This is a genomic window from Alcaligenes sp. AB3 (genome assembly GCF_031844565.1).
Lineage (GTDB): Bacteria > Pseudomonadota > Gammaproteobacteria > Burkholderiales > Burkholderiaceae_B > Alcaligenes > Alcaligenes faecalis.
Map to the genome: position 1 here is coordinate 399,062 of NZ_JAUZVM010000001.1, position 19,900 is coordinate 418,961.

17 protein-coding genes and 1 pseudogene are annotated in these 19,900 nt (G+C 56.5%); 10 read left to right on the forward strand and 8 right to left on the reverse strand.

The genetic code is table 11. The features are described 5' to 3' along the window. Positions 1–2: 2 nt before the first annotated feature. A complete protein-coding gene (locus Q9R35_RS01885) occupies positions 3–1,643 on the forward strand; it encodes a thiamine pyrophosphate-binding protein (RefSeq protein ID WP_125303312.1) in 1,641 nt (546 codons plus the stop codon). Between the two features lie 273 nt (positions 1,644–1,916). On the opposite strand, the gene ehuA is transcribed toward Q9R35_RS01885, so the two are convergent. The 4 genes from ehuA to ehuB all read right to left on the reverse strand — a co-directional run bounded on the left by ehuA (position 1,917) and on the right by ehuB (position 5,034). Further along, positions 1,917–2,702 carry an ectoine/hydroxyectoine ABC transporter ATP-binding protein EhuA gene (gene ehuA / locus Q9R35_RS01890; RefSeq protein WP_042481922.1) on the reverse strand — a complete coding sequence of 262 codons (786 nt, stop codon included), beginning with the start codon at positions 2,700–2,702 and terminating at the stop codon, positions 1,917–1,919. Further along, positions 2,699–3,391: an ectoine/hydroxyectoine ABC transporter permease subunit EhuD gene (ehuD, locus tag Q9R35_RS01895; protein ID WP_009456197.1), complete on the reverse strand. Its 693-nt coding sequence runs from the start codon at positions 3,389–3,391 to the stop codon at positions 2,699–2,701. The genes ehuA and ehuD overlap by 4 nt, the downstream gene beginning before the upstream one ends. A gap of 2 nt (positions 3,392–3,393) precedes the next feature. Continuing rightward, the gene (ehuC, locus tag Q9R35_RS01900) at positions 3,394–4,065 is read right to left on the reverse strand and encodes an ectoine/hydroxyectoine ABC transporter permease subunit EhuC (RefSeq protein WP_026483031.1); all 672 of its coding nucleotides are present in this window, start codon (positions 4,063–4,065) and stop codon (positions 3,394–3,396) included. A 102-nt stretch (positions 4,066–4,167) separates the two neighbouring features. Further along, complete coding sequence (gene ehuB, locus Q9R35_RS01905; protein ID WP_026483030.1) at positions 4,168–5,034, reverse strand: ectoine/hydroxyectoine ABC transporter substrate-binding protein EhuB; 867 nt, start codon at positions 5,032–5,034, stop codon at positions 4,168–4,170. 522 nt (positions 5,035–5,556) lie between these two features. Here ehuB and Q9R35_RS01910 point away from each other — a divergent pair. The 6 genes from Q9R35_RS01910 (at position 5,557) to Q9R35_RS01935 (ending at position 13,059) form a co-directional block, all read left to right on the forward strand. After that, positions 5,557–7,644: a carbon starvation CstA family protein gene (locus tag Q9R35_RS01910; RefSeq protein WP_311219267.1), complete on the forward strand. Its 2,088-nt coding sequence runs from the start codon at positions 5,557–5,559 to the stop codon at positions 7,642–7,644. Between the two features lies 1 nt (position 7,645). After that, the gene (locus Q9R35_RS01915; RefSeq protein WP_311219268.1) at positions 7,646–7,876 is read left to right on the forward strand and encodes a CstA-like transporter-associated (seleno)protein; all 231 of its coding nucleotides are present in this window, start codon (positions 7,646–7,648) and stop codon (positions 7,874–7,876) included. 485 nt (positions 7,877–8,361) lie between these two features. Further along, a complete protein-coding gene (gene aroG / locus Q9R35_RS01920) occupies positions 8,362–9,456 on the forward strand; it encodes a 3-deoxy-7-phosphoheptulonate synthase AroG (RefSeq protein WP_269465265.1) in 1,095 nt (364 codons plus the stop codon). A gap of 26 nt (positions 9,457–9,482) precedes the next feature. After that, positions 9,483–10,904: an FAD-linked oxidase C-terminal domain-containing protein gene (locus Q9R35_RS01925; protein ID WP_311219269.1), complete on the forward strand. Its 1,422-nt coding sequence runs from the start codon at positions 9,483–9,485 to the stop codon at positions 10,902–10,904. Between the two features lie 217 nt (positions 10,905–11,121). After that, positions 11,122–12,237: a tRNA 2-thiouridine(34) synthase MnmA gene (mnmA, locus tag Q9R35_RS01930; RefSeq protein WP_311219270.1), complete on the forward strand. Its 1,116-nt coding sequence runs from the start codon at positions 11,122–11,124 to the stop codon at positions 12,235–12,237. A gap of 9 nt (positions 12,238–12,246) precedes the next feature. Further along, positions 12,247–13,059 carry a sulfite exporter TauE/SafE family protein gene (locus Q9R35_RS01935; protein WP_026483024.1) on the forward strand — a complete coding sequence of 271 codons (813 nt, stop codon included), beginning with the start codon at positions 12,247–12,249 and terminating at the stop codon, positions 13,057–13,059. Here the strand turns inward: Q9R35_RS01935 and Q9R35_RS01940 are convergent. Continuing rightward, positions 13,046–13,732: pseudogene (locus Q9R35_RS01940) on the reverse strand (alpha/beta hydrolase). The gene Q9R35_RS01935 and the pseudogene Q9R35_RS01940 overlap by 14 nt on opposite strands. On the opposite strand from Q9R35_RS01940, the gene Q9R35_RS01945 reads away from it, so the two are divergent. Then, positions 13,721–13,981 carry a helix-turn-helix domain-containing protein gene (locus Q9R35_RS01945; protein WP_253820560.1) on the forward strand — a complete coding sequence of 87 codons (261 nt, stop codon included), beginning with the start codon at positions 13,721–13,723 and terminating at the stop codon, positions 13,979–13,981. The pseudogene Q9R35_RS01940 and the gene Q9R35_RS01945 sit on opposite strands and share 12 nt — an antisense overlap. A gap of 59 nt (positions 13,982–14,040) precedes the next feature. Here the strand turns inward: Q9R35_RS01945 and Q9R35_RS01950 are convergent, their stop codons facing one another. Then, the gene (locus tag Q9R35_RS01950) at positions 14,041–14,652 is read right to left on the reverse strand and encodes a glutathione S-transferase family protein (RefSeq protein WP_042481906.1); all 612 of its coding nucleotides are present in this window, start codon (positions 14,650–14,652) and stop codon (positions 14,041–14,043) included. A gap of 235 nt (positions 14,653–14,887) precedes the next feature. Here Q9R35_RS01950 and purB point away from each other — a divergent pair, with 235 nt between their 5' ends. Together purB and Q9R35_RS01960 are read left to right on the forward strand one after the other, a co-directional pair. Beyond that, a complete protein-coding gene (gene purB, locus Q9R35_RS01955) occupies positions 14,888–16,264 on the forward strand; it encodes an adenylosuccinate lyase (RefSeq protein WP_042481902.1) in 1,377 nt (458 codons plus the stop codon). Positions 16,265–16,363: 99 nt separating this feature from the next. Further along, positions 16,364–16,816: a cytochrome c gene (locus Q9R35_RS01960; protein WP_042481899.1), complete on the forward strand. Its 453-nt coding sequence runs from the start codon at positions 16,364–16,366 to the stop codon at positions 16,814–16,816. A 119-nt stretch (positions 16,817–16,935) separates the two neighbouring features. Here the strand turns inward: Q9R35_RS01960 and Q9R35_RS01965 are convergent, their stop codons facing one another. After that, positions 16,936–18,177, reverse strand: coding sequence for an ammonium transporter (locus Q9R35_RS01965; protein WP_042481897.1), 1,242 nt, complete (start codon positions 18,175–18,177; stop codon positions 16,936–16,938). 14 nt (positions 18,178–18,191) lie between these two features. After that, a complete protein-coding gene (locus tag Q9R35_RS01970) occupies positions 18,192–18,530 on the reverse strand; it encodes a P-II family nitrogen regulator (protein ID WP_003802910.1) in 339 nt (112 codons plus the stop codon). Positions 18,531–19,900 lie beyond the last annotated feature (1,370 nt).

Consider the following 19,900-nt stretch of genomic DNA (forward strand, 5'->3'; position numbering starts at 1 on the left):
ACATGACAGAAACCATTTCCGTGGGTGAGGCCATTGCCCGTGTGTTGGAGAGCCACCAGGTACGCAATGTGTATGGCGTGATTTCCATTCACAATTTGCCCATTGCCGATGCGCTGGGCCGCCGCAAGCAGGTGCAGTTTGTATGCGCCAGGGGCGAGGCGGGTAGTGTCACCATGGCCGACGCAGAATCACGTTTCACTGGTTTGGGCGTGGCCTTGACCAGCACGGGGGCGGGGGCCGGCAATGCCGTGGGCTCGCTTATCGAAGCCTGCAATGCTGCCAGCCCCGTACTACATTTGACGGGCCAAGTTGAACGTGAGTATCTGGATAGAGATGCCAGTTTCATTCATGAAGCCAAAGATCAGTTGGGTTTCTTGCGCGCGTCCAGTAAAGCCGCGTATCGCATCACCAGCCCGGAGAACGCGGTGGGCATGATTCAAGAGGCCATACGCGTTGCGACTACCGTTCCCATGGGGCCGGTAAGTGTCGAGATTCCTATCGATGTGCAGGCTGCACACATAGCCTGGCCTGTCTCCCTGGAGCCGGCCGCCCCCTTGCAATTGCCTGCTTTGCAAGAGCGCGACAGAGCCCGACTGGCCGCAGCCGTTAAAGCCGCAAAACGTCCCATGCTCTGGATAGGGGGGGGAACCCTGAAAGCGGGTAAAGCCGTCCGTCAGTTGGCGGATATGGGGATTCCAGTGGTGTCGTCTACACATGCACGTGGCGTCCTGGCAGATAGTCACCCTCGCAGTTTGGGTGCATTTCACAATACGGCTGAAGTGGAAACGCTGTTGGCCGACGCGGATTTGGTCTTGGTGGTCGGTTCGCGTTTGCGCAGCAATGAAACCAAAACCTATTCCATCCAGTTTCCTGCCAACACCCTGCAAATTGATGCGAACCCGGCTGCACAACAGCGAAACTACGCCATCAGCCAGTTCGTCTGCGCAGAGGCCAACGAAGCCCTGACAGCCTTGGTGCAAGATCTGCAGGGCTGCAGCTTTGTCGATGCGGATTATGATGCCGCGATTACCCAGGCCCGTGAAGCCGCCATACTCCAATTGACTGAACAGTTGGGGCCGTATGCCGAGCTATGCTTTGCCCTGCGTGCTGCCATGCCTGAAGATGCGATCCTGGTGCGCGATATCACCATGTCCGGAAGTACCTGGGGCAGTCGGCTGTTCCCTGTACACGCCCCCTTGCAAAACATCCACTCCTTGGCAGGGGCGATCGGCTTGGGGCTGGCACACGCGATCGGTACGGCCAAAGCGAACCTGGACAAAAAGGTGGTGGCCTTGGTGGGTGATGGGGGCTTGATGCTGGGTATTGGTGAAATGGCCACGATGGTGCAAGAGCAAAGCAACCTGGTCTTGCTGGTGATGAATGACGGCGGCTATGGCGTGATGCGCGGCATACAGAAGCGCTACTTTGAAGATCGGCAGTATTACAACCAGCTGCACACACCTAGCTATCGTGATGTGGGTCGGGCGATGGGGTGCCAGGCGTATCTGGTGTCGTCCTTGGACGAATTCAAAACAGTGGTGAAGCAGGCCATTGAGCATCAAGGCCCCTCGGTGGTCGAAGTGGATATGGCTAGCATCGGACCACTACGTTTTTCAGGCCCACCTCAGAAAAAGCTGTATTGATTCATTTCATGTGGCAGAGCAGGGTGGCATGCCGCGTAAGGTAGTGCCACCCCGGCTGGATTGTGTGAAACCGCAGCTTGTGGAAATCCGCTTTCGGCGGTTGCAGACCTCGCCTCCGTATCATCCTGTTCAGCTTGGTGTTGTCTGCTAAATCTGGATGTTTTTTTATCAGCCACTCTTTCTTGTTGCCGCGTTTTTTGGGTTATGGAGGCACCGAAAAGAGGGGGCGCTGGTCTATACGCTCCCTCTGATCTGCCCTGTAAACAAAAAGAATCAGGCCGCTTGAATAAAGTTGCTCAAGAACGCCTGCGTTCGTGCTTCCTGCGGGTTGCAGAATACTTGTTCGGGCGGGCCGGATTCCACGATCACGCCTTTATCAAAGAAGCAGACGCGGTCTGAGACTTCCTTGGCAAATTGCATTTCGTGGGTCACCAGCAGAATCGTCAGATCCTGTTCCTGACTCAGCTTTTGAATGACGCCCAGCACTTCACCTACCAGCTCCGGGTCCAGGGCCGAGGTAGGCTCGTCAAATAGCAGAATATTCGGTTCCATGGCCAGGGCCCGAGCAATCCCCACACGTTGTTGCTGCCCGCCGGAGAGCTGGCTGGGGAATTTGTCGGCATGGTCGATCAGGCCCACCAGATCCAGGTATTTGGTAGCCCGTTCGCGTGCCTGTTCTTTGGACAGGCCCAGCACATGGGTAGGCGCTTCGGTGACATTGCGCATCACCGTCATGTGCGGAAACAGGTTGAACTGCTGGAACACCATGCCCATTTCCTTGCGCATTTCGCGCAGGTGATTCTGGCTGGCGGGTACCAGTTTATCGTCGACCCGCTCATGCCAGAGGGGCTTGCCGGCCACGGTAATGACGCCTTCGTCGATGGTTTCCAGTGTCATCAGGATGCGCAGCACGGTGGATTTACCAGAACCGGAAGGGCCGATGATGGTGACTTTCTCACCCGGCTCCACCTGAAAGTTCAAGGCGTCCAAGACGGTGACATCACCGAACTTCTTGGTGACATTGTCAAATTGAATGATGGGGCTTGTTGTGTCAGTCATCGCAGGGGAATTCCTTGCTTGGGCAAACGCTGATCCAGCGCTCGTACCCCAGCGGAAGCCAGGAGGGTCAGCAGCAGATACAGGCCGCCCACCATGGACAGGGGAATGATGTAGTTAAAGGTGCGGTCACCAATAATCTTGGCCACGTTCAGGACTTCCAGTACCGATACGACAGAGAGTACGGGCACGTCCTTCATGATGGACACCAGGTAGTTACCCATGGCTGGGATGATGCGTGGGATAGCCTGGGGCAGGGTGATGACCATAAAGGTACGCAGCGGAGAAATGTCCAGCGCGCGGGCCGCTTCAGTCTGGCCGTGGGTGACGGATTCCAGACCTGCGCGGTAGACCTCGGATAGATAGGCGCTGTACTGCACCCCCAGCGCCAGTGCGCCGGTCAGGAAGGCGGGCAGCACGATGCCGTAGTCCGGCAGCACGTAGTACAGGAAAAACAATTGCACCAGCAAAGGCGTGTCGCGCAGGAATTCGGTCAGCACATAGGCGGGCCAGGAAATCAGGCGCAGGCGCACGCTTTTCAGGCCGGCCAGGATAAGTCCCAGGATAGCGGCCACCCCAAAGCCCAGTACGGCGGCTTGTATGGTGACCCACAAGCCTTTAAGCAAAATAGGGAGGATAGACAGCGCAAATGCTCCGTTGCTGCTGGTGTCCCATTCAATACCAAACAGCATGTTCAGCTCCTTTGCGCGCGCCAGCGGCCGGTTGCGCGTTCCAGCAATTTCATCAGAACGGTCAGCACCAGTGCCATGCCAAAGTACATCAGCAAGAGCAGGGTGTAGATAGTGGTGCTGTCCTGGGTGAAGTTGCGTATTTGTTCAGCTCTAAAGCTCAAGTCCCCCAGGCTGATCAAAGAGACCAGGGCCGTATCTTTCAGATTTTGTACGGCCAGGTTCCCGAAGCTGGGCATCATCTCGGGGATGGCCTGGGGCAGGCTGATGCGCCATAAGGTCTGGCGCTCGGTAAAGTCCAGGGCCTTGGCGGCTTCCAGTTGAGAGTGCGGTACGGCCTGAATGGCTCCGCGTACTACTTCCGCACCATAGGCGCCAATGTTCAGGCCCAGGGCCAGGGTGCCGGCCACGACCGGGTCCAGGCGCCAGTCCAGACCCATGGACTCGCCCAGAATAGGCAGGGCAAAGTACAGCCAGAACAGCTGTACCAATAAAGAGGTGCCGCGAAAAACTTCAATAATCGTGATGGACAGCGAGCGCAGGGCCACCGAGTGGGACAGCCTGCCTATGCCTAAGGCAAAGGAGGCGATCGCTCCCACTACGGTTGAATACAGCGTGAGCTGTATGGTGACCCAGGCCCCTTCCATCAGGGCCGAGCTGTAACTTAACCAATCCATATCAGGTTCCAGACAAGGGCAGGCGGTGCACCTTATGTGCGCTGTCGGCCCTTGCAAGGAGCCGCGCAGGCCCGTGCGGCCGCCTTACCCGCAGGTGAAGGATCAGGCTTTACACAGCTGTTCCGTGGATTTCTCAAACGAGTGCTTGGCGTCTTCTTCGGTAAAGCCATGTTTGCTCAGGATGGCTTTCCATTCATCGGTTTTCTTGAATTCGGCCAGTTCCTTGTTGACCGCGTCGCGCAGGTCTTCGGATTCCTTGGCAAAGGCAAAACCGCCCCAGCTACGAACCGGGTTGCCGTCAATGATGGGGTCCTTGAATTCGGCGGCCAGTTCCACCTTGCCGCCCCCTTTGGAGGCCAGGTCACTGGCTGTCTGGCCGGTTGCGGCATAGGCATCGGCACGGCCTGTTGCCACGGTGGAGATGGCATCGGCATTGTTGGAAATGGTGATCATGCGATCATCGGGCACCCCCAGGGCCTGCATCATTTCCAGCTGATCAGCCCCAGCCATGATGGCAATCTTGTGATCGGTCTTGGCGAAGTCTTCGTAAGAGTGAATGTTCTTGGGATTGCCCTTGGCCACCAGCAGGCCTTCGCCATAGGAGCTGTTGGGCTCGGAGAACAGCACGGTATTGCAGCGTTGCGGCAGGATGGCCATTTCAGCGGCCACCATATCAAAGCGCTTGGCTTGCAGACCGGGAATCAGGGAGCCGAAATTGGCGGTTTCCCATTTGATCTCTTTGACACCCAGGCGCTCCATGATGGCCTGGGCCACTTCCGGGCCAGCGCCTTGAGCTTTGCCGGACATGTCCATGTATCCGTACGGAATTTCGTTAGCAACGGCGACGCGAATCACGCCGCGCTCTTTGACTTGTTCCAGCGTGACAGCTTGGGCGCTGGAAGCGGCAGCCAGGGTGCCCAGCAGGGCAAAGGCCAGCGCGCAGAGGGGCTTGGATTGTAGTTTCATCATGAGTCCTTTTCTCGCCTATACCATTTCGTTATGAATGATTTGTTTTACGAAAGATTTGCAGGGAAATCATAGCGCATAAAATCATTCGTACTCAAATTAAATGGATAGAAACTATCAACGAAAAGAACTGATTAGAATTTATATATAAGCAAAGAGTTTGGTCTTAGGGAGAATGCGTGGTGTTTTGAGTACGTGTTTTTACTATGCTCCCAAGGATTAAAGAGCGCTTGTCCTCTCAAAAGCGCCTGGCTTGTGCCTACCCCAGATTGATTCATGAATGAGTTCGGCGCGCCTTCGGGCGCGCCGACACCTTTTTTGGAAAGTGCGCTTTACGGCGCTTTCAAACCCTGCTGGTGCGGGAAATGCACGGTATCAAGAACACTGTGCGGTCCCAGCAAGAATGCTCGCCCCTACGCGGTGCAGCGCCTCTTGTACCGGCAGCTGGCGACTTCTTCAGATCAGAAGTGCAGCCGGAAAAAAAGTTGGTGGCAGACTTACTTAATGCAAAATCGTGGAGGCTCTATGAGCAGAGAAGAGGGCGGTTTTATGAAACAGCATCTGATTTGGGTGCTGGTTGCGGTGCTGGGGGCCTTTGCCCTGGGAACGGTGGCGCTAAGCCGGGGGGAGAGCATCAATGCTCTATGGATCGTAGTCGCCGCAGTCTGCGTCTATTTGATTGCCTATCGTTACTACAGCCGTTTCATTGCTCGTAAGGTCTTTGAGCTGGACGCCACCCGCATGACGCCTGCCTGGCGTCATAACGATGGTCTGGACTATGTACCGACCAATAAGCATGTGCTCTTTGGGCACCACTTCGCGGCGATTGCAGGCGCGGGCCCCTTGGTCGGGCCGGTGCTGGCTGCGCAAATGGGTTATCTGCCCGGTATGCTCTGGATTCTGGCCGGTGTGGTGTTTGCGGGGGCGGTGCAGGACTTTACCGTTTTGTTCATCTCCATGCGCCGCGACGGGCGCTCGCTGGGGGATCTGATCAAGTCCGAACTGGGCACGGTGCCCGGTGTGATTGCGTTGTTTGGCGCCTTCATGATCATGGTTATCATCCTGGCCGTGCTGGCGCTGATTGTGGTCAAGGCCCTGATCAACTCACCGTGGGGCACCTTTACGGTGGCAGCGACGATTCCGCTGGCCATTTTCATGGGGATTTATCTGCGCTTCCTGAGGCCGGGCCGTATTGGCGAGGTCTCGGTGATCGGGCTGATCTTTCTGCTGGCCGCCATTGTCTATGGTCAGGATGTGGCTGCGCACCCAAGCTGGGGGCCGTTCTTCACTTTGAATGGCGAAGAGCTGACCTGGGCGCTGATCATTTACGGCTTTATTGCCGCCGTGCTGCCTGTGTGGTTGTTGCTGGCTCCGCGTGACTATCTGTCCACTTTTTTGAAAATCGGCACCATTGTGGGTCTGGCCATCGGGATTGTGATCGTGGCACCCGAGCTGAAAATGCCAGCGACCACCAAATTCATTGATGGCACAGGGCCGGTCTGGTCCGGCAGCTTGTTCCCCTTCCTGTTCATCACCATTGCTTGCGGTGCCGTGTCCGGTTTCCACGCCTTGATTTCCTCGGGCACCACACCCAAGATGATCGAGAACGAAACCCAGGCACGTTATATCGGTTATGGCGGCATGCTGATGGAATCCTTCGTCGCCATCATGGCGTTGGTCGCCGCCTGCGTGATCGAGCCCGGCATTTACTACGCCATGAACAGCCCGGCCGCCTTGATTGGCACCACGCCTGAACAGGCCGCACAAGTGGTGTCCAGTTGGGGCTTTCTGATTACACCCGCCGATCTGACCCAAATGGCCAGCGACGTGGGCGAAAACAGCATTATTTCCCGTGCCGGTGGCGCGCCTACCTTGGCCGTGGGTATGGCCTTCATCTTGCACAACGTCATCGGCGGGCCTGCGATGATGAGCTTCTGGTACCACTTTGCCATTTTGTTTGAAGCGCTGTTCATTCTGACGGCAGTAGATGCCGGTACTCGTGCGGGTCGCTTCATGCTGCAAGACTTGATGGGCACCTTTGTACCAGGCTTGCGGCGTACGGAGTCCCTGGTTGCCAACTTGATTGCCACTTCCTTGTGCGTGGCGGCGTGGGGCTACTTCCTGTATCAGGGCGTGGTCGATCCGCTGGGCGGCATCAATACCTTGTGGCCTTTGTTTGGTATCGCCAACCAGATGCTGGCAGCGGTGGCGTTGGTCCTGGGTACGGTGGTGCTCTTCAAGATGAAGAAAGACCGCTACGCCTGGGTGACCGTGGTTCCCACTATCTGGCTGCTGATTTGCACGCTGGTGGCGGGCTTTCAGAAAATGTTCCACCCCGATCCCAAGATCGGCTTTTTGGCCCATGCCAAGGTGTACCAGCAGGGTCTGGCGGAACAAACCGTCATGGCACCGGCCAAATCACTGGAGCAGATGCAGCAGGTTATTTTTAACGATTACGTGAACTCCACCTTGTGCGGTCTGTTCATTTTCGTGGTCTTGAGCATGGTGTTCTTTGGCATCCGTTGCGTGTTGAAAGCGCGCTGCAGCACAGAGCCGCATTCTGCCGAGACTCCCTACGAGCCATTGCCGGCTCAAGCGGCAGCAGGAGCTTGATATGAAAGGCTTATTGACAGGAGCCATCTCGCGCAGTGCCCAGGCAGGGCGGGGTACCGGGCGTTATCTGGCCACAACCTTGCGCCTGATGGTGGGCGTGCCTGATTATGAATCCTATCTGAATCATATGCGGGTAAATCACCCCGATCAGAAACCGATGGAGTACGCCGAGTTTTTCCGCGAGCGACAGCAAGCTCGTTATGGCGGAAAAGGGCGGATAGCGTGCTGCTAAATTAGGCAGCTAAGGGCCAGAACCCTGTGTTCTGGCCCTTTTCCCTCTGCGCAGGACAGATAGTGATCAGGTTTGTATGTAGATGTAAAAATAAGACAAACAAGCCATCTAAACGATTTATCGTGGTTTTTCGCGATAACACGAAACAAAAGGGCCAATAAAAAACTCTAAACGAAATGGTTGTTTCGTTTGGTGGTATTTTTTAGGGTCTTGTTAGTATAAATATTTTGTTGTTCTGCGTTTTTGTGGATGAATCTTGCTGGTTTTGTTGGCGGCGCGTCCGGAACTGTGTTAGGATTTTTCCCATGACTTTCGCAACCCCCGTTTTCTTCTTTTATTTTTATGCTTTTCCGATGCCGCTGGTGGAGGAAAGGACGGGTTGCACCAAACACAAGTAAGACCCAAATCCTGAAATAAGCCGCCAGCATTGTCCGGGCGGCTTTTTTTTCGTTTGCCCCCGGACCTGGCAAACCAACTGGAGTTCAATCGTGTCGCACAATACTGATGATTTACGGATTCGTGAAATTAAGGAGCTGTCTCCCCCATCCCATGTGATGCGCGAGTTCCCGTGTACCTCTGCTGTCTCGACTACGGTTCACAAGGCACGCCGCAGCATTCACAAAATCCTTCACGAACGGGATGATCGTCTGGTGGTCGTGGTGGGCCCTTGTTCCATTCACGATACTGAAGCCGCAATGGACTACGCCCGCCGTTTGACGGTGGAGCGCAAGCGCTTTGCGCCCGAGCTGGAAATCGTGATGCGTGTGTACTTCGAAAAGCCACGTACCACCGTGGGCTGGAAAGGGCTGATCAACGACCCCTTCATGGATGGCAGCTTCAACATCAATCAGGGCTTGCGTACCGCGCGTGAATTGCTGCTGGCCGTGAACCAGCTGGATTTGCCCGCTGGTTGCGAATTCCTGGACATGATTACTCCCCAGTACATTGCCGATCTGGTTTCCTGGGGCGCCATTGGTGCTCGCACGACAGAGAGCCAGGTTCACCGCGAACTGTCCTCCGGGTTGTCCTGCCCCGTCGGCTTCAAAAATGGCACGGATGGCAATATCCGTATTGCTCTGGACGCGATCAAGGCCGCTTCCCAGCCACACCATTTCCTGTCGGTCACCAAGGGTGGTCACTCCGCCATTGTGTCCACCGTGGGTAATAACGATTGCCACGTGATTCTGCGCGGCGGCAAGACACCGAACTACGATGCTGAAAACGTTGAGGCAACCAGCCAGGCCATGATCAAGGCTGGCATGGTGCCGCGTGTGATGGTCGATGCCAGCCACGCCAACAGCAATAAAGACTACCGCCGTCAGCCCGAAGTGCTGGCCGATGTGGCCGGTCAGATCTCGGGCGGCGATATGCGTATCTGCGGCGTGATGATCGAAAGCCATCTGGTAGGCGGTCGTCAGGACGTGGTGGAAGGCAAGCCTTTGACCTACGGCCAAAGCATTACCGATGGTTGCATCGATTGGGATGACACCGTGGTGGTTCTGGAAAAACTGGCTGAAGCGGTGCGTCAGCGTCGCCAGGCACGAGTCGCTCTTGAAGAGGGGGCACTTAGCCACTCATAATAGGGTTTTGCCTTTTTGGAATGCTCATGAATGCTCCCGGTCATGCCGATCTAGCGCGGTGCCCTTTACCTGAAGGTTTTGTAGAAGCCTTGCAGGCTCAGTTCCAAGAGCGGTGCTCGCTTTCTCACGCTGTGCGTGAACACCATGGACGGGATGAGTCGCCGTATCCACCCATGCTGCCTGATGTGGTTGTTTTTGCTCGCAGCACAGAAGAAGTAGCCTGGGTGGCACGTCATTGTCATGAGCATCATGTTCCCCTGATCCCTTACGGGGCCGGCTCCTCCCTGGAAGGGCATTTCCTGGCAATTCAAGGTGGCGTCAGCCTGGACTTGTCCGGCATGGATGAGATCGTGGCGATTAATGCCGAAGACTTCACCGCCACAGTGCAAGCTGGCGTGACACGCATGGCCTTGAACGAGCATATCCGTGATACGGGCTTGTTCTTCCCCATCGATCCCGGTGCGGATGCCAGCCTGGGCGGGATGGCTGCAACCCGTGCCTCCGGTACCAATGCCGTGCGTTACGGCACCATGCGTGAAAACGTCCTGACCCTGAAGGTCGTCACGGCAGACGGCCGCATTATCGATACGGCTAACCGAGCCAAGAAATCCTCCGCTGGGTACGACCTGACCCGCTTGTTCATCGGTAGCGAAGGCACGCTGGGCATCATCACCGAAGTGACGGTGCGTCTGTACCCGCAACCCGAAGCCATTTCTGCCGCCATCTGTAATTTCCCCGATCTGCGCTCTGCCGTGCAAAGCGTGATCGAGGTCATTCAAATGGGTATTCCGATTGCGCGCGTTGAGTTCATGGATACGGCCGCCGTACGTGCCACCAATGCCTACAGCAAGCTGACGCTGAAAGAATCGCCCCTGTTGCTGTTTGAATTCCACGGCAGCCCCAGCGGTGTGCAGGAACAGGCTCAGGTGGTTCAGGAAATTACCCGTGAAAACGGTGGCATGGACTTTGAATGGGCTGACAAGGCCGAGGATCGTTCCCGCTTGTGGACGGCCCGACACAACGCCTATTTTGCCGGTTTGCAACTGCGTCCCGGCTGTCGTTCCAGCACCACGGACGTTTGTGTGCCTATCTCCGCGTTGGCAGAGTGTGTGGCGCAAACCGCGGCCGATATGGATCAGGCTCCGTTCCCGTACACCATCGTGGGTCACGTGGGTGATGGCAACTTCCACGTTCTGATGCTGCTGGATGCCGATAGTCAGGAAGAGTGGGACGAGTCCGAGCGCCTGAATCATCGTCTGGTAGAGCGTGCCATTGCCATGCAGGGTACATGTACCGGCGAGCACGGTGTGGGCTTGCACAAGATGGAGTTCATGCTGGCCGAGCACGGTCAGGATGCACTGGATGTGATGAGCAGCATCAAGCAGGCGCTGGACCCTCACAACATCATGAACCCCGGCAAGATGTTGCCCCCGCGTCCTCTGGACTGATCGCGCTTGAGCCACACTTGAGCCGCCCTGAAAGCCCGGACCGCGTGTTCGGGCTTTTTTATTTGTATCCTGGGCAGCACAGTTTTCCAGAAACCCCAAGCACTGGCGGTGTCTGCCTGTACATGCGTCAGCGCAGGCGTACAATGCCTTTTTTAGTTAGTCAGGTGCGTGCCAGACCATGGGTCTGCCTGCTGCGACACCTCTCACCATCACTGCAATGACTATTTCCACCAAAAAAGGTCGCGTCGTTATCGGAATGTCCGGCGGCGTGGACTCCTCTGTCTCGGCCTGGCTGCTTAAAGAGCAAGGCTATGAAGTCGTGGGCCTGTTCATGAAGAACTGGGAAGACGACGATGACTCCGAATTTTGCTCCTCGCGCCAGGATTGGCTGGATGCGGCCAGCGTGGCCGATCTGGTCGGGGTCGAGATCGAGGCAGTCAACTTCGCTGCGGAATATAAAGACCGCGTGTTTGCGGAGTTCTTGCGGGAATACTCGGCAGGTCGCACCCCGAATCCCGATGTTCTGTGCAATGCGGAAATCAAGTTCAAGGCTTTTCTGGACCACGCCATGACCTTGGGTGCGGACTGGATTGCCACTGGCCATTACGCCCGTGTGCGTGGCGTGCCCATGGCTGGGGGCGGTACAGACTATCAGCTGTTGAAAGGTCTGGATGCGTCCAAGGACCAGAGCTATTTTCTGCATCGCCTGAACCAGGCGCAGCTGTCGCGCACCTTGTTCCCGTTGGGCGAGATTAACAAGCAGGAAGTGCGCCGTATTGCTGAGGAATTGAAGCTGCCCAACGCGGCTAAAAAAGACTCGACTGGCATTTGCTTTATCGGCGAGCGTCCTTTCCGCGAGTTCCTGAATCGCTATCTGCCTACTCAACCCGGTCCGATCAAGACACCAGAAGGGCAGGTGCTGGGTCAGCACGTGGGCCTGGCTTTCCACACCTATGGTCAGCGCAAGGGTTTGGGCATTGGTGGCGTCAAGGGCAAGCAGCGCGAAGACGGTACTGCCGACGCCTGGTATGCCGCCCGCAAGGATCTGGCCACGAACACGCTGTATGTGGTGCAAGGGCGCGATCACCCCTGGCTGCTGCAGTCCGAATTGAAGGCTGAACAGACCAGTTGGGTAGCGGGCCATCCGCCAGCGCTGGGCCCGATTCATGCCAAGACCCGTTATCGCCAGGCCGATGCAGCCTGCACGATCCTGGCTGCCGATGGCGACAGCCTGTCCCTGCATTTTGATCAGCCCCAATGGGCCGTGACTCCAGGCCAGTCCGTGGTCCTGTATGACGGTGACCGCTGCCTGGGCGGCGGCATTATTCAATAAGAGGCGGGCATGGATCCCATTCTTGTCATCAGTTTGCTGGTGCTGGGTGCCGGTATCGGGTTGGCCGCGGGTCTGCTGGGGATTGGCGGGGGCATGATTCTGGTGCCGTTCCTGACCTTCCTGCTGCCGCTGTTTGGTGTGCCGCAAGAGCTGGCCGTGCATGCGTCCATTGCCACGGCCATGGCCACGATTCTGTTCACTTCCTTGTCCAGTGTGCGGGCGCACCATAAACATGGCGCCATCCGTTGGGACGTGGTCAAGGTGATGGTGCCCGGTTTGATCGTGGGCGGGCTGCTGTCGGGCGGCGCGATTTTTGCCATGATCAACAGCACGGCGCTGGCGATTGTGTTCGGTGTGTTCGTCTTGTATTCGGCCTCTAAAATGGCGCGCAAGTCGGCCCCAGTGCAAGGCCGCTCCCTGCCTGCTCCATTCTGGATTGCTGCCATGGGAGCCTTGATCGGCTTTGTCTCAGGTCTGTTAGGCGCAGGCGGGGCCTTCTTGTCCGTGCCCTTCATGTTGCGCGGTAATGTGCCCGTTCGGCAGGCCGTCGCTACTTCGGCTGCCTTGGGCTTTTTCATCGCCCTGGCCAATAGCGTGGGCTATATCTGGTCCGGACAGGCCACCTTCGGCAGCCATCCCGGCATGATTGGCTTTATCTACTGGCCTGCCTTGTTGATTGTTTCGGCCACCAGTATTTGTACGGCTCCCTTGGGCGCCAGTCTGGCCCACAAAATTGACCAGGTGACACTCAAGCGCATCTTCGCTGGCATGCTGACTGTGCTGGCGATCTACATGATTACGCAGGCCATCACACAGGCTTGATGTCTTCAGGCTGGGCTTTGCCATATGCAGAGTCCAGCCCATTCAGCTCGGTTTCTTCTGCCGGCTCAAACACTCCCCCTTTAGTCCATTGAATCGCTGTCCGTAGCGCGGCAATCGCCTGCTCGCTTTGGGGCAGGGTGCTGCCGTAGGCATGAAACTCGTGCGTCATGTCCGGCCATACATCCAATCGTATACTGGCTCCCTGCTTGCGCGCCTCGGCGGCAAAGTCACGAATCATGTCGACCAGAATTTCCTTGCCGCCTGCCTGAATATAGATGGGGGCCAGATGGCGCAGATCCTGGGCAATGGGAGAGAGCTGGTCGTCACTCCAGAGGCCGTTGCCCTTCAGTCATTGGCCGTATTGCAGTGTTTGATAACCCTGCACCATATCGTAGCGATCATGGCCGAACTGGCTGGCGCCGCGTCGGCCTATATCTGTCCAGGGACCCAGTGCCAAGGCCAGGGCAGGTTGGGGCAGTCCGGTCTGACGCAGGCCGACCAGGGTCATCAGCACCAGATGCCCGCCTGCCGAGTCGCCTGCCAGGACAATATCCTGGGCGGAGATGCCACGTTTTAGCAGATAGCGGTAGGCGTCTAGTGCATCGTCCTGTTGGGCTGGATGAGGATGGCCGCAACACGCACGGGCACGGGCTTGCGCCAGATGCAACGGCAATTCAAGCGTTGGGCCGGGCAGAGTCAGCGTGAGCTGCAGCTGTATGTGCGGGCAGAGCGTGCGTTTGCCCTGGTGCAGCAGCAGGAAAACCCGGTGTGGTCTGATGTGGCGTTGCAGGCCGGGTACAGCGACCAGTCCCATTTTGGCAGAGAGGTCAAACGCATTTCCGGCTTTTCACCCGCTCAGTTCGCCCAGCGCATGAAGTCCGACGAGGCCTTCTGGATGTACCGTTTGCTGGGCCAGTCCTGAGTGAGCAGACATAAAAAAACCCATTCAAAAGAATGGGCCCTGGCTTGCTAGTGCAACGCTCACTGCGTAGGCGGTAAGGTGCTGGCAAACGAGGGGCGCGCTTGGAGTTTTTCATCCAGGCGTTGCAGATTGCCGTACTGCGAGCGCCAGTCCAGTTCAGGAAAGCGCAGATCCAGATAACCCAGTGCGCAGCCTACGGCAATATCGGCCAGGCTAAAGCTGGTGCCCATGCAAAAGGACTGGTCACCCAAGGTGTTGTTCATGGATTGCAGGGCGGCGGTGATCTTGCTGTTTTGGCGGTCAATCCAGGCGGGCAGGCGCATTTCTTCGGGACGGCGTTTTTCCACCACGATGGCAACGCAGGCATCAAGCAAGCCATCGGCAATGGCTTCCCAGCATTTAACCGCAGCGCGATCACGTCCGGCTTGGGGAATCAGACGGCCGACGGGCGAGAGGGTATCCAGATACTCGACGATCACGCGGGAGTCAAACAAGCTTGCCTGATCATCCATAATCAGACAGGGGACTTTGCCCAGTGGATTGTGTTTCAGAATATCGCTGTCATCGGCCCACACATCCTCCAGAATCAGCTCGTAGTCGAGCTTTTTTTCCGCCATGACAACACGCACTTTGCGCGCGTATGGGCTGGTGAGGGAAGCTAGAAGTTTCATAAAAAGCTATCAAAAGTTGCAGGCTCAAAAAGTATAGCAGGAACCTATGGGCGAACGCCCCGCAGGCCGGGCCTGAACCTGCCGCTGGAAACAATGTCGAAAAACTGTGGTTTATTCGTCAAAGCCTCGAACAGTCGTCGCATTCTGACCCCATGCTGAACACGCGGCATACGGGTGTCAGCCCGCAATGTTAGAATGCGGGCTGACTTTATTCCCCCTTCTTTTCTGTAGAACGATGCACATAGCCGATACCCTGAGCACTCTGAATGCCTTGTCGCCATTGGACGGGCGTTATGGCAGCCGTACCGCCCCCTTGCGTGGCCTGTTGTCCGAAGCCGCATTTATGTGGCATCGCGTGGAGGTCGAAGTGGCCTGGTTGATCGGCCTGTCCGACGCGGGTCTACCTGAACTGCCTGCTTTCTCCGCCCAAGCCCGCGAGGTGCTCAAGAGCCTGGTGCAGAACTTCTCGGAAGACGATGCCGCCCGTATCAAGGCCATCGAGCGCACCACCAACCACGACGTGAAAGCCGTGGAATACTGGCTGAAAGAAAAAGTGGCCGACCACGCCGAGCTGTCCGCAGCGGCTGAGTTCATCCACTTCTCCTGCACCTCTGAAGACATCAACAACACTTCGCACGCCCTGATGCTGACGCGTGCTCGCGAGCAGGTCATCCTGCCTCAGCTGCAAGAAGTGTGCGATGCCATCAAGGCCCAAGCCCGTCTGCATGCCGAGCAGCCTTTGCTCTCGCGCACCCACGGTCAGCCTGCCAGCCCCAGCACCATGGGCAAAGAGTTCGCCAACGTGGCCGCCCGTTTGCAAAATGCCATTAGCGCCATCGCCGCTGTTCAGCCTCTGGCTAAACTGAACGGTGCAACCGGTAACTACAATGCGCACTTTTCGGCTTACCCCGAAATTGACTGGCCAGCCTTCAGCAAGAAGGTGTTAAATGGTCTGGGCCTGACGCAAAACGTCTACACCATTCAGATCGAACCGCATGACTGGATGGCTGCCCTGTTTGACGCGATTGCCCGCGCCAACACCATTCTGCTGGACTTCAACCGTGACGTTTGGGGCTACATCTCCCTGGGGTACTTCAAGCAGCGCCTGAAAGAAGGCGAGATCGGTTCGTCCACCATGCCGCACAAGGTCAACCCGATTGACTTTGAAAACTCGGAAGGCAATCTGGGTCTGGCCAACGCCATGCTGCGTCACCTGTCCGAGAAGCTGCCTATCTCCCGCTGGCAGCGTGACCTGACTGACTCGACCGTGCTGCGTAACCTGGGCGTGGCCCTGGGCTACAGCGTGGTGGCCTATGACGCCTGCCTGCGTGGCATCGGCAAGCTGGAATTGAACGCGGCCGCCGTGGATGCGGATATTGATGCTTGCTGGGAAATCCTGGCCGAGCCCGTGCAAACCGTGATGCGCCGCTATGGTTTGCCCCAGCCTTACGAACAACTCAAAGCCCTGACCCGTGGTCGTGGCATTACCGAAGAAGCGTTGCGCGAGTTTATTGGTGGCCTGGAGCTGCCTGCAGACGCTAAAAACTATTTGCTTGAGCTAACTCCACGCAGCTATCTGGGCGTCGCGGTACAGTTGGCCCAGGCAATCTGAATCCATAGAGCAGGGTCACTGTGCAGTGACTCTGCCTGATTGGGTTTCTTGAGCCAGTGCTTTATGAAGTGTTTTATGTTTCATCACACAGGAGTTCCCATGAAAAAACTTGCGTTTTTGACTGCCGCTGCCGCCTTGTGCGCCGCGTTTGTCACGCCAGCTACAGCCCAATTCGCCAAGCCCGAGCAAGCCGTGAACTATCGTCAAGCCAGCATGTCGCTGATTGGTTCTCACTTCGGTCGTATGGCTCCCGTCGCTAAAAAGGAAGCGCCTTACGACGCGGCTGCTATCGCCAAGAACGTGGAAGTGCTGACTGTTTTGGCAGCTCTGCCTTGGGGCGCATTTGGTGCCGGTACTGAAGGCGGCGAGACCAAAGCTGAAGCCTGGAGCGATGCCCAAGGTTTCAAGCAAGCTACCGATGATTTCACCGCTGCGATCGACAAGCTGAAAGTGGCGTCCGACTCGGGCGACTTTGATGCCTTCCGCGTGGCTTTCGGTAATGTGGGCAAGTCCTGTAAGACTTGTCATGATGCTTACCGCAAAGAAAAATAAGCAGCCGTTCTGCTTATAAAAAAAGCCCTCGAAAGAGGGCTTTTTCTTTTAGGTTTGTACCTGTGTTTAAAGGGGGCTGTTTGCCGGTGGGCAAGATAATCAAGAATCATGATGGGATCTCAATGTTGATAACCCGTTTCACCGTGGGTACGGATATCCAGACCTTCACGCTCATGGTCAGCATCGACACGTAAACCACCGCAGACGACTTTGGCAATTTTGAAGGCAATCCAGGCAGCCACACCGGACCAGACCAGAGTCAGCAAGACACCTTCGAGCTGAATCCACAACTGCATCCAGATACTGTTGCCAGCAGCGGTACCGGGACCACCCAGAACAGGGGCGTTGAACAGACCCGTGAGCAACGCGCCCACAATCCCGCCCAAACCGTGAATGCCAAAAACGTCCAGCGTATCGTCAGCACGTAGCCAGCGCTTCAGAACATTAACGCCCCACAAGCAAGCCAGGGAAGTAATCAGGCCAATGGCCAGTGCACCGGAAGGAGCCACAAAACCAGCTGCTGGGGTAATGCCAACCAAACCTGCAATCGCACCCGAGCAGGCACCCAGCAAGGAAGGGTGGCCTTTGCTGATCCATTCGCCCAAGGCCCAAGCCACAACGCCAATGGCAGCAGCCAACATGGTGTTGAAGAACGCCAGCGTGGCATTTTCATTGGCAGACAAAGCCGAGCCTGCGTTGAAACCGAACCAGCCTACCCACAGCAGAGCCGCGCCGATAAAGGTCAAGGGCAGGTTATGAGGGGGCATGGCTTCACGACGGTAGTTCAGTCGAGGGCCAATCATCCAGGCACCGACCAGACCGGCAATACCGGCATTGATATGCACGACAGTCCCACCGGCAAAGTCCAGCGCGCCACGGGAGTTGAGCAAGCCGCCGTGCTGTTCATCGGCAAACCAGACCATATGGCAAATGGGCAGATAGGCCAGGGTGAACCAGATCACGGTAAAGACCAGGATGGCGGACAAGCGGGTACGTTCTGCCAGACTACCGACAACCAGAGCGCAAGTCAGACCGGCAAAGGTGGCCTGAAAAGACGCAAACAGCAGTTCAGGCAATGTGCCCGACATGGAGAACTGTTGGTCAGCAGCGGTGAACATGCCGTTGAACAAGACCTTGTCGAAACTGCCAATCAAGGGATTGCCAGCGGTAAAGGCCAGTGAGTAGCCATAGATAAACCACAGCACCACCCCCAGACTGAACACCAGCAAGGTCTGGGACAGCATGGACAAGGCATTTTTTTGACGCACCATCCCCGAGTAAAACAGGGCCAGGCCCGGCGCGGCCATCATTAGTACCAGAAGCGTGGAGACCAGCATCCACGATAGATCAGCGTTGTTCATGATGGAGTCTCCGATTACAGGGCTTGTTCATCGCATTCGCCGGTGCGGATGCGGATGACGTGGTCCAGCGGCTGGACAAAGATCTTGCCGTCACCAATACGACCGGTGCGGGCGCTGCTTTGAATGGCTTCCAGAACGCTTGGCAACTGCTCGTCGGGAATAGCCAGTTCAATGCGGATCTTGGGCAGGAAGTCGACCGCATATTCCGCACCGCGGTAAAGCTCGGTGTGGCCTTTCTGGCGACCAAAACCCTTGACCTCGGTAAGCGTCATCCCCTGTATGCCCAGATCGGAAAGGGCCTCGCGTATCTCGTCAACCTTGAAGGGTTTGACGATGGCGGTAATCAATTTCATAGGTGTTCCTGAAGTAAACACAGGCAAGCTGGCCTTGCGGATGCAAAGGAACACCGAGAGGGGTAGGAGACGGTTGAGAGGGGGCCGACCGGGATGGGTAATCCTGGTGGATGGCTTGAGTGCAACCGGGCAGTGCCGGTGTGAGCGACTCTCCGGCTGTCGGCAGGGTGTGCGACAGCGCGAACGCAAGTGGTAGGCAAGCGGACCTGTGTTGTAGGTTGAAGAGCAACACAATTCCGGCAAGGCGAGTAAGCTAGCTAGGCACGTGACCCCGGTCTTGCCTAGTCGGTGGGCAGCGAGATAACAGCAGCGCTCTGTGACGCCTGTCTCCGCTCATCTCACCACCGCAGGAACAACGACTATGGAAAAATAATATATGCTGCAGCGCAACAAGTGAGCATTGTGTGCAGTTTTTTTTTTGAATAGTCTTAACTTTGCAACATTCGATTTGGAAAAATGACTGGTTTGGAAGCAGGCAGAACAGGCCTGTTCAGGCAGCACTGGTCTGGACTGATGCGGTCTGAATGGCTGGCCCCGAAGGGGGGATGGTCATGGTGCACGCTACAAGCAGGTGCAGCATTTCAAGCGGGGCAGGTGAATGGTGAATGACCGGGCAGCCGGCAGGAAAGAGCTGCCCATACATCGATCCAGCGTGTTCTGCGACTAGCAGGGTTCAAGAGAGCAGCTCAGGACCCTGGTGCATCTTGTTTTTTTTGCTGGCTGTACTCTGAGTGGGGACGACAAGCGGTGCATGCCGCCGGTTAAATGCCTGCAGGCCCCCTTGCCATAACTTGAATCCCAGGCAGACGTCCCATTTGTTGCGTTGATATAGCCAATGGGTTTGACAAACAGTGCAGTGGTAAAGACTTTCCGTGCTTTGTTCGTCAGCGTCATCGACTCGTCTGATGGGTTTGAGGTAGGGATGCCGTTGGGCGTTAGGTTGCGAGAGTGGAAGGGTTTGGCACATGATGCACATGGTGCCTCGATCGAGCTGGGCCATACAATGCTCCTCAAATAATTTTTGCGGTTGATGTAATAGCGTTTGCAAACTGGCGTGCTAATCAGCCTATGGTGATGGTTTGTAATAAATGTCACCACGATTCACTGTACTGCAGAAAATGTAGCAGCCATTTCAGGCCGCATCTCAATGTAATGACATGCGACCTGCGTTTGACAAGACAGAGCGTAAACGCTCGCGGATGCGGGCTTGCGAAGCCACAGACTGAGGCTATTTTTTAGATGGCGGCTCATTGCCAGGGATCTTTTTTGGATCAGGCTCGGGATTGGGAGTTTTGCCGGGAGGGGTGGTGTCGGGGGCTTTGGTGGGATCAATCGCATTTAGCATGAACATCTCCTGACTAAAATGATCT